This window comes from Aeromonas sanarellii, assembly GCF_000820085.1.
Classification (GTDB): Bacteria; Pseudomonadota; Gammaproteobacteria; order Enterobacterales; family Aeromonadaceae; genus Aeromonas; species Aeromonas sanarellii.
In genome coordinates this window covers 49,146-61,315 of sequence record NZ_CDBN01000021.1, presented here as the reverse complement: position 1 = coordinate 61,315, position 12,170 = coordinate 49,146, and the positions used below count along the sequence as shown (strand labels likewise).

Below are 12,170 nucleotides of genomic sequence, written 5' to 3'. Positions count from 1 at the left end.
CCTATTTCGGGAAAAGATGGCACAGTGTAACGGGAAGCCACCATGTCGGCAGCCCCCCATGGCAGGGTTCCCCTGCCCCATGTTCACTTCAAGGCCCCGGGCCCGAGGAGTTTTCCATGCAACCCTGGCAACCTCTGATCGATTTCTGGTTTGGTGACGATGCCGATGACGCCCGCCGTGCGGCGCGCCAGGCCCCCCTCTGGTGGGGCAAGAGCAGCGAGACCGACGCCCTGCTGGCCCGGCGCTTCGGCGAGCTGGCGGCCAGCGCCGCGGCGGGCGAGCTCGCCCACTGGGCGGATCACCCCGCGGGCCGCCTGGGGCTCATCCTGCTGCTCGACCAGTTGCCGCGAAACCTCCATCGCGGCACCCCCGCCGCCTTCACCCAGGACGACAAGGCGCGGGCTCTGTGCCTCAAGGGGCTGTCGCTCGGGGCGGACAGGGGGCTCTCGCCGCTGGCCCGGGTCTTCTTCTATCTGCCCCTGGAGCACGCGGAGTCCCGGGAACAGCAGGCCAGAAGCGTGGCCCTGTTCGAGGCGCTGGCCGCCGAGCAGGCACAGGACCCGGCCCGGGAGACCTTCGAGGGGTTCGCCGACTTCGCCCGCCGCCATCAGGTCATCATCCAGCGCTTTGGCCGCTTCCCCCACCGCAACGCCATCCTGGGGCGCGAGAGCACCCCGGAGGAGGTGGAATTTCTGCGCCAGCCGGGCTCCGGCTTCTGAGCCGCGCGGCCAGACGCGCATAAAAAAACGGGCCTTAGGGCCCGTTTCTCATGGCTTGGCCTGCGGTCATGCCGCCTCTGCCAGCTCCTCTTCCTGTTTCTGGTAGGCCTGGGGGGAGAGTCCCAGCAGCTCCTGCACGGTGGAGGCCACCGTGATGGAGGAGAGGGTCCCCACCAGGATGCCGGCGAACAGGGTGAAGGAGAAGCCGTAGAGGGCGTCCCCGCCGAACAGGAGCAGAGCCCCCACGGTGAAGAGGGTGGTGCCCGAGGTGATCATGGTGCGGCTGAAGGTGGCCTTGATGGCCACGTCCGAGCACTCGTGGATCCCCATGGGGGTGCGCGAGCCCAGCAAGTCCCGCAGCCTATCCGAGATGACGATGCTGTCGTTGAGGGAGTAGCCTATCACCGCCATCAGGCCCGCGATGACGTTGAGATCGAACTCGATGTCAAAGAGCGCGAGAAGCCCGATCGCCACCAGGCCGTCGTGCAGTACGGACACCAGGATGCCGATGGCCTGCCGCCACTCGAAGCGCACCGCCAGGTAGGCGGAGATGGCCAAGGAGGCCACCAGCACCGCCAGCATCCCCTGCTGGAACAGCTCAGCGCCCACCTGGGGCCCGACTATGGTGGTGCGCAAGAGCTCCACCGGCAGGGCGAGTTGCTGCCCCAGCATGGTCGCCAGATCCTCCGCCGCCCAGGGCAGCGCGTGGGGGGGCAGCTTGATGAGCCACTCGCCGGGCACACCGGCGCCGTGCAGCTCCACGACGCCCGCCAGGGGCGCCGTCAGCAGGGCGTTGAGCTCGTGGGCCTCCTTCAGGGTCTGGATGCGAAACTCCAGCAGGATGCCGCCGGTGAAATCGAGCCCGAGGGCAAGCCCTTTTGCCGCAAGGACGGCCACGCAGGCCAGGGTCAGCAGCACGGAGGCCCACAGCCCGATATAGCGCCAGCGGGTCAGCCCCATGGCCAGGATCATTCTCAGCATTGTTCTTCCCTCGACGTCAGGTGGTTCAGGCTTCCCGGCAGGAAGCGGTCGGTGCGCAGGCCAGGCAGGCTCACAGGCGCGGCGTCATGGTGATGAAGTCGGTTCATGGTCATACCCTCAGCAGCCTGGCGCGGCTGTTGCCCCACAGGGGGTTGATGATGGCGCGGGTGCCCCAGATGCCGGTCACCATGCTGGAGATGAGGCCCAGGATCAGGGTGATGGAGAAGCCCTGCAGCGGCCCGGAGCCGATGGCATAGAGCACCACGGCGCAGATGAGGGTGGTGATGTTGGCATCGAAGATGGTGCGAAACGCCGAGCGATAGCCAAAGTCGATGGCGTTGGCGAGGGTCCCCCCCTCCCGCAGCCGGTCCTTGATCCGCTCGAAGATGAGCACATGGGTATCCACCGCCATGCCCACGGTGAGCACCAGTCCGGCGATCCCCGGCAGGGTCAGCACGGCCCCCGGCAGCACCGCCAGCATCCCCACCTGCATCAAGAGGTTGGCGACCAGCGCCGTGATGGCGACCCAGCCGAACTTGCGATACCAGGCCATCATGAACAGCATCATGCCCGCCATGCCGAACGCCAGAGCGGTGAAGCCCGCCTCTATGTTCTGCAGACCCAGGGTCGGGCCAATGCTGCGCTCCTCCAGGATCTTCAGCGGCGCGGTGAGGGCACCGGCCCGCAGCAGCATGGCGAGCTCCTGGGCCTCTGGCAGGCTGCCAATCCCGGTGATGCGGAACTGGTTGCCAAGGGCGGTCTGGATGGTGGCGACGTTGATCACCTCGCTGCGGGCGCGCAGCTTGCCTTCGGCGTTGGTCTTGTACTCGGTGAAGACGGTGGCCATGGGCTTGCCCACGTGCTGGCGGCTGAACTGGTTCATCTTGCTCCCCCCCAGGGTGTCGAGCACTATGTTGACCTGGGGCTGCCCCATCTCCCCCATGTTGGCGCGGGCATCGACGATGTGCTCGCCGCTCAGCACCGGCTGGCGGGCCAGTCCCACCGACTGGCCGTTGCGATCCGCCATCACGAAGCGGCTGTCGGCCTTGGCCTCGTAGAAGGCCAGGGACGCGGTAGCGCCGATCACCTCTTTCGCCTGCCTGGGGTTGTGCACCCCCGGCAGCTCGATGCGGATGCCGTCCTGCCCCTGGCGCACCACCGAGGCCTCGACGATGCCGAGCTCGTTGATCCTTTTTTTCAGGATCGACAGGTTCTGGGTCACGGCGTTGTTCACCAGCAGGGTGCGTTCAGATTCGCTCAGCACCAGGGTCAGCGCGTTGCCGGAGCGGGCCAGGGTCCACTGATCCTGGCGGGTACCGGCGCTCTCCTTGATGATGGCGAGCCAGGCCTCCTGCCCCGCCACGTCGGGCAGGGTGACGGCCACGCTCCCCTGGGCGGTGCGCATCACGCTGGCACCGCGCAGGTTTGCCTCGCGAAAGCGGGTGCGCAGGGTATCCACCAGGTTCTTGGTCTGGTTGTTGATGACGAAATCCACGTCCACCCCTATCAGCAGCTGGGAGCCGCCGCGCAAGTCCAGCCCGAGCTTGATGGGGTCTGCGCCGAGCCGGCTTATCCAGGTCGGGGCATTGGAGTAGAACTCCAGGGTGAGGGCGGCGCTGTCCAGCCCCTGCTGCTCCAGCAACTGCTTGGCCAGTTGCTGCTCCCCCTGGCTGGCGAACACCAGCTCCATCCGATTGCCCTGGGCGACCTGCTTGAGCGGCTCGATGCGGTTGTCGGCCAGCAGGGTGCGCTGCGCGTCGCTCAGGCGCGACTGACCGTGCAGGCCGAGGGAGGGCTGCTCACCGAAGAAGGTGGGCAGGGAATAGAACGCGAAGGTGACCAGCATCAGCAGCAGCAGGGCGTACTGCCACAGGCTCATGCGGTTCAGGACGGTATGACTCTTTTTTCTCATGAAATCGGCCTCTGTCAGGCGATGGCAGGGGGCGACGCGACGTCGCACCGTGCAAAAAATGAAACAAGACAGCCTAGCCGTTCACTGAAGGTGAACAGCAACAGAGAGAAGATGAGGCAACAGGTGGCAAGCTGACCCCATCGGGATCAGGCGAGGAAGCTCTGGGCGAAGCGATACTGCAGATGTCGGCGCTGCAAGCGCCGCTGATGAAGGGTGGCAAACCTGTCGCGGAAACTGGTGCGGGGATACGACAGGGCGGCATAGAGCAGCAGGCCGCACAACAACAGCAGGATGGCCTGCTGGGACCAGCTCGTCACCAGCTCGTAGACTACGCTGCCAGGCTGATGATCGCGACTCAGGGAGTGCTCGAGGCGCAGCAGGTGATTCTGGTGGGAACCGACGAACTTGACGATGCCGTCGTCACTGCCGCTGACACCGTGGGCCGCCGGGCTTGCGTCGGCAGGCGCCGCCCCCTCCGCCAGCGAGTGGGCCTGCTGGGCCGAGGGCTGGGACGCGGGAACCCTGAGCCCCTCCACCGAGAGGGTAGAGAACAACAGAGCGAGGGTGATGAGCAGGGTCATCGCCGCCAGTTTCACGTTGTCGGTCAGGCTCAAAAAGTTAATTCCCACACAATAGAAAGGGCAAGCTACCACAGCCTGCCCCACAAGAACAAGGGCGGCAGGCCCGAAGGCCCGCCGCCCTTGCGCTCTGGTCCCTCGCCCTCAGCGGCTGCGGGTCATGCCCTCGAAGTCCTCGGCATAGTCCTTGAGCAGGGTATAGAGATGGGCCCGCTGGGAGAGATCCATGGACTGGCTGAGATCGCTCAGCCACTGGATGGTGCGCTGGCGTGACTGGTCCGTATAGCCGGTGAAGCGACCGTCCATCAGGCCGTCCCCCTGCTGCAGCAGCCGGGTCAGCTCCTGGCCGAAATTCGGACTCTGGCGCTGCTTCATCAGCCGGTCCAGCTCCTTGGTCCAGGCCTCCTGGAAATCGAGCCAGGGGGCCATCATCTCGTATTGCCACTCGGCCCACTGGTTGACGAGGGGCGCCTGGGCCGGTTTCACCTTGCCAATCCAGAACACCAGGCGCTCGTTCATCTTCTCCCGAAAGCCCTTGATCATCTCGGCCTTCGACTCGGTAGCAAAATCGTGCTGGCGCTCCTGCTGGCGCTTCACCCGATCGGCCATGAAATGCGCCACCTGGTCGTCGGTCAGGGTCTTGGCCAGGCGCACCGTGCGGGGAATGGCGTTTTCCAGGGTGCGGGTCAGGCTCGCCTGGGTTCTGTCCAGGTGCAGGGTGACCTGGGCCGGGGTCATGGGGCTGGCCACCGCCCTGGCCAGGGCATCGAGATCCCGGGCGTAGAGGGGCAGCTCATGCTGCCGGTGCCAGGCCATCAGCCCCTTCACCTCCTGATCCAGCAGGGTCTTCTGGCTGCGGTTCAGGGAGAAGTAGTCGTCCAGTTGCCAGACGATGGCCGAGTCGAGCCAGTAGTAGATCACCCGGGTGGCGCAACCCGTCAGCAGCAGGCAGAGCAGCAGCAGGCTCCAGCTACGAGGTTGACGCCATGAGAATGTGGTCACCATGCATGCCTCCCATTCATTGAAAACAAGCGTCAGTCATGCCGTTGCCGGATTCATTCCAGGCGCTGGCGGTTCGTGTCGATGAGGGCCTGATACTCGGGCCCGGGTTGCCGCTCGGCCATCAGCAGCGCCCACAGCAGGCCGATGTAATCGACCCAGGGCAGGAAGGCATCGGCCTGAAATCCCTTGGCATTGAGCAGCTTATGCGTTCCCATGCCTTCAAGATAGCAGCTCTCCAACTGACGCCGCTGCTCTTCGCTCCAGCCATGGGTGCGCTGAATGCTGGCGACCTCGAAGCCCGGATGACCGGCGGCGCCGTACTCCCAGTCGATGACCCAGGGCCGAGGTCCCAACAAGTTAGCCGGATTGAGATCGTGATGGCAAGGGAGCCAGCAATCGTCCGGCTCCCGGCTCGCGAGCAGGGCCCGCTCCAGCGCCGGCAGCCAGGCCGGCACCCGGGCCAGACGGGCGCGATAGCCGGCGCTGTGGGCCCGCACCGCCATCACCACCTTGGGCACCGGCAGGCGGTGCAGGCGCCCCAGCACCCCGGCCAGCAGGGCGGGCTGCGCCTCGGGCGCGGGCGGCTGCTCGGCCCAGTTCGGCTCGTCGCACCACGCCAGCAGCATCAGGCCGCTGGCGGGATCGCCGTGATGACAGGGCAGTGCCAGCCCCTGCCCCACCGCCCCCTGATAGAGCCGCCACTCGGTGGCCCGATCGATGCCGAGGCGCACCGGATCCGGGTGGCCGCGGCGCAGGAAGGCGTACTCTCCCGAGGGGAGGCTGAGCCGGTAGTTGCCGTTGGTCAGCCCCCTCGCCAGCGGCTCAAGGCGCCCCTGGTTCCAGGGGGCCGGCAGGCTGGCGAGCAGCGCCAGCTCCGCCAGATCCCCCTGCCCGCGCGGGTCCTCACCAGCCAAAGGTGGAGGTCTTCGCCTGCTTGCGGATCTCTTTCTGATCGGCCCACAGCAGTTCGCCGTTCTCCAGATCCATCAGGTGCATGGTCATCTGGTAGTAGACGTCCTTCACCTTGCCGTTGTCCTTCACGATGCTGGCGAGGTTGCCATAGACCATGTAGCGGGCCCCGGTCTGCTTGCCCAGGCGCACCATGGTGGCGGGATCCACCATGCCGCTGCCCTGCTGGTACTCGAGCTGCTGCTTGACCGCGCTCACCTTGCTCATGTCCACGAAGCGGAACTTGCCGGCGCGCAGCAGCTTGGTGCGCAGGGTGTCGGTGATGGCCTCGGTGTCGATGTGTTCCGAGGTCTTGTTGCGGATGCTGTCCATGAACATCACGGGGCGGCCCCCCGCGGTGATCTCGGCGGTCGCCGGCGAGGCGAGCATGGAGTCCGCCATCTTGTCGGCGATGGCCTGCAGGTCGCTTGAGCCGTAATCCACGGTGACCGTCTCGGTCTCGGTGGGATCGCCATAGCTGACGGTGGTGCTGGAGCAGCCGCCGAGCAGCAGGGCAGAGCTCAAGATCAGCAGGGCATGATTCATTTTCATCAGTAGGATTCCTCAATCACTTCGCGTACGTAAATCCGGTAGCCCCGGGCGGCCGGGCTCGGCGCCAGGGCGGACAGGGTGCGGGTCTGGTAGCCGTGCAGCTTGAGGGGTGTCCAGCCGCGGCCGTCGCTGGCCAGCTCCTGCCCCGCCTCGTCATACCAGTAGAAGAGATATTGCAGCTTGTTGTCACCGCGCTGGGTGCTGGCCACCGCCACGTTGACCTGCAACAGGCCGTTCTGCTGGCGCCGGCTCAGCTCGGTCAGGGTGACGTCGACGTTCTGGTGCTGCTCCGCCACCGCCGCCGCCCCGGGCGCGCCATAGAGCGCCATGCCGGAGGTATTGGTGGCGCAGCCCGTCAGCAGCAGAACCAGGCCCAGGGCCAACCCTTGTGCTTTCATCTTGTTCTCCTCGCCGGCGGCCTTTGGCCAGACCGGTCACTCAGGTGGATTGCCATTGCCGGGAGGCCCTCACAGGGGCAGCACCCGGGTCGTCAGACCGGCGCCCAGGCGCTGCACCCACACCAGGGTAGTGCGCCCGGCGTGCACGCTGAGTGGCAGGGTGCGCATGGCACTGCCCGCCCCCAGGGTCAGGGTGATCTCTCCCGCCGTCACCCTCCCCTGCCAGCTCGATGCCTGGGCGGGCAGGGTCAGCCAGCTGCGGGTATCCGCCCGCTCCGAGAGGGTGTTGAAGATCCCGACCAGGATGTTGCCCACATCCCCCCCCTCCTTGGCGGCGCCGCGCCGCATCTGCTCCTTGGCCACCAGCCGCAGGGCCTGGCGGGTCAGCATGCCCGGCAGCCGCTCCTGCAGATCCTTGGCGGCCAGGGCTTCGAGCCGCACCAGCTCGCTGGTCTGCTCGACCCGCTGGCCGAGGGTGACGGTCAGGGGCCCGGTGTCGCTGGCCCGATTGTCGTAATAGGGCACAGCCAGCGTAAAGGTACGAAAATCGCCGCCCGAGGTGGAGAGGGGCAGCGGCAGGAAGAATTCGCGCCGCGCCGGGATGAGGCCATCTTCAAACAGCACCACCACCTGCCCCTCGCCCTTGGCAAGGGGCGGCGCCTTGCGGCCCACCTGCTGCTCGATCTCCTTGAGTTCATCGGGCGAGCCCCTAAGCACAGCCAGGCGCAGCAAGGCATCCTGCAGGCTCCGGTTGTCCGGCGCTATCTGGTAGCCGCGCCGATAGTCCACCCAGGCGTCGTTGAGATCCCCCGCCGCCTCGTAGAGCACGCCGGAAAAATAGAAGGTGTAGGCGTTCTGGAAGCCGTTCTTGACCTTGCCGATCAGGCGATCCAGCTCGGGGGCGGCGCGCGACATCTGCTGGCGCATCTCCCCGCCTGCCTCGTCCTCCTCTCCGGCCTTTTGCACCTCGTCGGCCCGGCGCTTGAGCGCCTGCTCCTGCACCTGGTTGGCGCGGCGCACCTCCACCAGGGCCCCCTCGGCATCCCCCCGCTGCAGGTACCCCAGGGCCAGGTAGTGGTGCAGCATGGTGCGCTCGTAGTCCGGGGCCCGGTAGGCCATGGTCTGATCGTTGGTCAGCAGGCTGCCCGCCTGGGCCAGCCCATGGCTCAGGCGGTACTGGGCCTGATTGTCTTCCCAGGCGAGGCGACCATCGGCGGCGGCGAAGGCCTGCTTGCTGACTCCATCCTGGCCCGCCAGCCAGGCGATGCGCCCCTTCTCCAGCTGGTCCAGCACATAGGTGTCGTCCCCCGGGGTCGACTCGCGTACCTCGGGCAGGGCCTCGGCGGCCTGACCCAGCAGCAGCGCGTTGCGCAGGGGTACCATCTGATCCGAATAGGAGACGAAGATGTCTTTCCACTGGGAGGCGCAGCCCCCCAGCAGCAGACCGGCCAACAGCAGGCCGGTCAGCGAGGCGGGACGCATCACAGGCTGAGCAGGGGTCCCAGGGGCTGGCCACCGACCAGGTGCAGGTGGATGTGGTAGACCTCCTGCCCGCCGTGGCGGTTGCAGTTCATGATGAGGCGATAGCCGTCCTCGGCGATCCCGGCATCCTTTGCCAGCTTGCGGGCCACGGTGAACATCCGGCCCAGCGCCAGCTCGTGATCCGCTTCCACGTCGTTGACGGTGGGGATGAGCACGTTCGGCACGATCAGGATGTGGGTCTTGGCCTTGGGCTGGATGTCGCGAAAGGCGGTCACCAGATCGTCTTGATAAAGGATGTCGGCGGGGATCTCCTTGCGGATGATTTTGCTGAAAATGGTTTCTTGCGCCATGGGTAACTCCTTTATATGAAAAAGAAAATTTAACACAAAACTCAAGCGACTCCCAAAAATGCCGCCACGGCCCGCCAAGTGTGACACAAGCCGACATTTGACACAGCCGTTGTCCCAATCCCTTCAGTTATTGTGAAGAATACCGATAGTGAGGATGTCGTCCCTACTGCCACGGCAGCGCACCCTGCGAGGCATGCAGGGTATCAAAGGGACGGGGTACTCAGGCAAGGGACTTTTGCACAGACAGCGGGACAATAATGAAACAAACAATGTCAGACCTCTCGATCTTACAGAGAGTCTATCTGGGCTTTGCCATCCTGGTCGCCGTCATGGTGGCCAGCGCGGTACTGACCTTTCGCGGCCAGAGCGAACTCAGCGGCGCCCTTGATCAGGTGACCCAGGAGTCCATGCCGCTGGTGCTCGCCAGCAGCCAGACCCAGATCAGCCTGCTGAGCGCCAACAAGTGGCTCACCGACGTGCTGACCGAGCAGGATCTCAAGCGCCTGCCCGAGGAAGTGGCCGAACTGCAGCAGGCCAAGGACCAGGTGGACAAGATGCTCTCCAGCCTCAAGCAGCAGGTGGCGGCCCACCCCCAGCTGCAGGGTGACATGCAGGCCCTCGGCAAGCTGGTCGACGACTACCTGCAGCTGACCCAGACCCTGCCCGGCGAACACGAGGCCCTGCTCACCCGGCTGCACAAGGTCAATCTGGCCAAGGGCCAGTTCCAGGTCAGCCTGCCCCAGTTCAAGAAGAACCTCGGCGACATGATGGTCACCGTCGACGACAGCTTCATCAAGATGCTCTCCGAGACCCTGACCACCAAGCTCTCCGCCATCGAGCTCTCCACCATGGATGCCCTGAACCAGAGCATCCCCGCCCCCATAGAGGCGGCGCTCAAGCGCAACAAGATGCAGATCGAGAGCTTCAACAGCACCATCAAGGATCTCCAGGGGGAGCTCAAGGATTTCGACAACAACATGGGCCACTACGTCCACGGGTTCGTGCGCGATACCACGGGCAACGAAGGGGTGCTGGCCCAGTACCTGGCCCTGATGAAACAGCAGCAGGCCATGCGCGAGCAGAGCCGGCAGGCGAGCCAGCTCATCCTTGGCATCCAGAACAAGCTGGAGGGGATCACGGCCCAGAGCCAGCAACTGATGAACGCCAGCATCAAGGCCTCCGATCGGGTGCAGACCCAGAGCACCCTCACCCAGGGGATCAGCATCGCCATCGCCATCTTCGTCGCCATCCTAGTGGCCTTCACCCTGGGCAAGGCCATTCGCCAGCCCCTCAAGGAGCTGCTGCGGGTGCTGACCGAGGTGACCCAGGGGGACATGACCCAGCGCGTCGGCTTCAAGAGCCAGAACGAGTTCGGCCAGCTCGCCAGCCAGATCAACCTGCTGATCCACCAGATGGGTGACGTGCTCAGGCAGCTCTCCCAGGCCTCGAACCAGCTCAACAGCGCCGCCCACGACAACCGCCACACCACCGAATCGGTGCGGGCGGATCTGGAGAAACAGCGCCAGGAGACCGCCTCGGTCGCCGCCGCCATGACCCAGATGGAGGCCTCGGTGCGGGAGGTGGCCCAGGCCGCCAACCAGACCCTGGAGCGGGTGATGGACGTGGAGAAGGCCTCCGAGATGGGTCGCAAGGTGATGGCAGGTAACATCACCACCACCCATCAGCTCGCGGGCAAGCTGCAGCAGACCGGCAAGGTGATCGGCGACGTGAGCGCCATGAGCGGCCAGATCGGCAACATCCTCGACGTCATCCGCGGCATCGCCGAGCAGACCAACCTGCTGGCCCTCAACGCCGCCATCGAGGCGGCCCGTGCCGGGGAGCAGGGTCGCGGCTTCGCCGTGGTGGCGGATGAGGTGCGCAACCTCGCCGGGCGCACCGCCCAGTCCACCAGCGAGATCCAGACCATGATCGAGAACCTGCAGCAGGGGGTCGCCCGGGCGGTCAACGTGATGCAGGAGTGCTCCCGCGAGATGGACAGCTGCGTGGATCAGAGCTCCCAGGCCAACAACGCCATGGAGGAGGTGCAAGGCATCGTGGTGCTCATCAGCGACATGTCGAGTCAGATCGCCTCCGCCGCCGAGCAGCAGCAGGCCACCAGCGCGGACATCGCCACCAACCTCAACCGCATCTCCGACATCTCGGATCTCAACTACCAGGGGATAGAGCGGGTGGCCGAGACCAGCCAGCAGCTCGACTCCCTGGCCGAGCAGCAGGAGACTCTGGTGCAGCGCTTCCGGCTCAGCGCCTGAGGGGCGCCCCCCCCAATGACAAGGCCCCGCAACAGCGGGGCCTTTTGTTCATCTGGGCAACGCAGCGGGGATCAGGCGTAGGCGATGGCGCCCTTGCCGACCCCTTCATAGGCCACGATCTTGACGAACTTGTCCCCCACCTGTTTCTTCACCTCGCGGGCGATGTAGTGGGCCAGCAGCTCTATGGTGGTGTCGGTGTCGATCATCTCCACCTCCGCCGCCGGCATGGCGAGCTGGAACAGCCCCTGGGGCGCCACGTACTTGAAGCCGAGGTGATGCTCGCCCAGCTGGGTCTTGGCCAGATCGCTCAGCTCCAGCTCGGACAGGGCCACCTTGTCTTCTTCGGTGCCGAGATAGATGTCGGCCCAGCGCTCGGCCCAGTTCAGCTCCAGCTCCTCGTCGCGCTCCCCATCCACCAGGATTTCGATGGGGGAGCGGTGGCCGTGGGCGATGCGCTGGCAGTTGCCGTCGTGTTTCTTGAGGCCGTGGCTGTAGTGGTAGAAGGCGCCCTCGATGCGCTCCTGGCGCAGGGTCAGGGCCAGATCCTTGATGTTGCCCGGCAGCCGCTCGGCCAGCACCCCCAGCAGGTAGCGGGTCACCAACTCTTTATCTATCTGGGCTCCGGGGATCAGGGCGAACGCCTGGGACGGGCAGCACAGATGGATGGAGCGACCCGGACGCAGCAGATCCACGGTGCACTCGCCGTTATCCAGCTCGTCGATGTGCACCAGGCCGCAGCCGGTCGGCACCAGCAGCTTGTGATCCACCTCTTCGTCGATGATCGACTTGATGAGCTTCTTCACCCGGCCAAAGTCCAGCAGCATGCTCATCTCGTTGAGCTCGCCGCTCATCTCGATGTCGACCAGCCAGCTCTCCCCCACCATGCCGCGGCGTTCACACAGATAGCTGGAGTCGATAACGGTCAAATCTCTTACAAATAACTTCATTACTCAGACCTTGCTACAGAGAAAGTGCGGT

At 65.5% G+C, this 12,170-nt stretch carries 12 protein-coding genes; 2 read left to right on the top strand and 10 right to left on the bottom strand.

Annotated elements, in window-relative coordinates; genetic code table 11:
• Positions 1-116: 116 nt before the first annotated feature.
• Positions 117-719 (top strand): DUF924 family protein, encoded by a 603-nt coding sequence (locus tag BN1132_RS03930; protein WP_042075206.1) that lies wholly within the window; start codon positions 117-119, stop codon positions 717-719.
• 66 nt (positions 720-785) lie between these two features.
• Here BN1132_RS03930 and secF read toward each other — a convergent pair whose 3' ends face one another.
• The 9 genes from secF to hinT all read right to left on the bottom strand — a co-directional run bounded on the left by secF (position 786) and on the right by hinT (position 8,922).
• Positions 786-1,700: a protein translocase subunit SecF gene (gene secF / locus BN1132_RS03925; protein WP_209428946.1), complete on the bottom strand. Its 915-nt coding sequence runs from the start codon at positions 1,698-1,700 to the stop codon at positions 786-788.
• A gap of 109 nt (positions 1,701-1,809) precedes the next feature.
• Positions 1,810-3,612, bottom strand: a complete 1,803-nt coding sequence (secD, locus tag BN1132_RS03920; RefSeq protein ID WP_042075205.1) for a protein translocase subunit SecD — start codon at positions 3,610-3,612, stop codon at positions 1,810-1,812.
• Between the two features lie 146 nt (positions 3,613-3,758).
• On the bottom strand, positions 3,759-4,226 hold the full coding sequence (locus BN1132_RS03915; protein ID WP_042075203.1) for a hypothetical protein: 468 nt from the start codon (positions 4,224-4,226) through the stop codon (positions 3,759-3,761).
• Positions 4,227-4,334: 108 nt separating this feature from the next.
• Positions 4,335-5,195, bottom strand: a complete 861-nt coding sequence (locus tag BN1132_RS03910) for a DUF6279 family lipoprotein (protein ID WP_042075201.1) — start codon at positions 5,193-5,195, stop codon at positions 4,335-4,337.
• Positions 5,196-5,245: 50 nt separating this feature from the next.
• Positions 5,246-6,106 (bottom strand): phosphotransferase, encoded by an 861-nt coding sequence (locus BN1132_RS03905; protein ID WP_042075199.1) that lies wholly within the window; start codon positions 6,104-6,106, stop codon positions 5,246-5,248.
• A complete protein-coding gene (gene lpoB, locus BN1132_RS03900) occupies positions 6,096-6,692 on the bottom strand; it encodes a penicillin-binding protein activator LpoB (protein WP_042075196.1) in 597 nt (198 codons plus the stop codon). The genes BN1132_RS03905 and lpoB overlap by 11 nt, the downstream gene beginning before the upstream one ends.
• A complete protein-coding gene (locus tag BN1132_RS03895) occupies positions 6,692-7,090 on the bottom strand; it encodes a YcfL family putative periplasmic lipoprotein (RefSeq protein WP_042075193.1) in 399 nt (132 codons plus the stop codon). Before BN1132_RS03895 ends, lpoB begins: the two co-directional genes overlap by 1 nt.
• Positions 7,091-7,159: 69 nt before the next feature.
• The gene (locus BN1132_RS03890; RefSeq protein ID WP_042075191.1) at positions 7,160-8,572 is read right to left on the bottom strand and encodes a COG3014 family protein; all 1,413 of its coding nucleotides are present in this window, start codon (positions 8,570-8,572) and stop codon (positions 7,160-7,162) included.
• On the bottom strand, positions 8,572-8,922 hold the full coding sequence (gene hinT, locus BN1132_RS03885) for a purine nucleoside phosphoramidase (RefSeq protein WP_042075189.1): 351 nt from the start codon (positions 8,920-8,922) through the stop codon (positions 8,572-8,574). Before hinT ends, BN1132_RS03890 begins: the two co-directional genes overlap by 1 nt.
• Positions 8,923-9,179: 257 nt before the next feature.
• Between hinT and BN1132_RS03880 the strand changes: the two genes are divergently transcribed.
• The gene (locus BN1132_RS03880; protein ID WP_042075187.1) at positions 9,180-11,192 is read left to right on the top strand and encodes a methyl-accepting chemotaxis protein; all 2,013 of its coding nucleotides are present in this window, start codon (positions 9,180-9,182) and stop codon (positions 11,190-11,192) included.
• Between the two features lie 71 nt (positions 11,193-11,263).
• On the opposite strand, the gene BN1132_RS03875 is transcribed toward BN1132_RS03880, so the two are convergent.
• Positions 11,264-12,139, bottom strand: a complete 876-nt coding sequence (locus BN1132_RS03875; protein ID WP_042075186.1) for a 6-pyruvoyl trahydropterin synthase family protein — start codon at positions 12,137-12,139, stop codon at positions 11,264-11,266.
• Positions 12,140-12,170 lie beyond the last annotated feature (31 nt).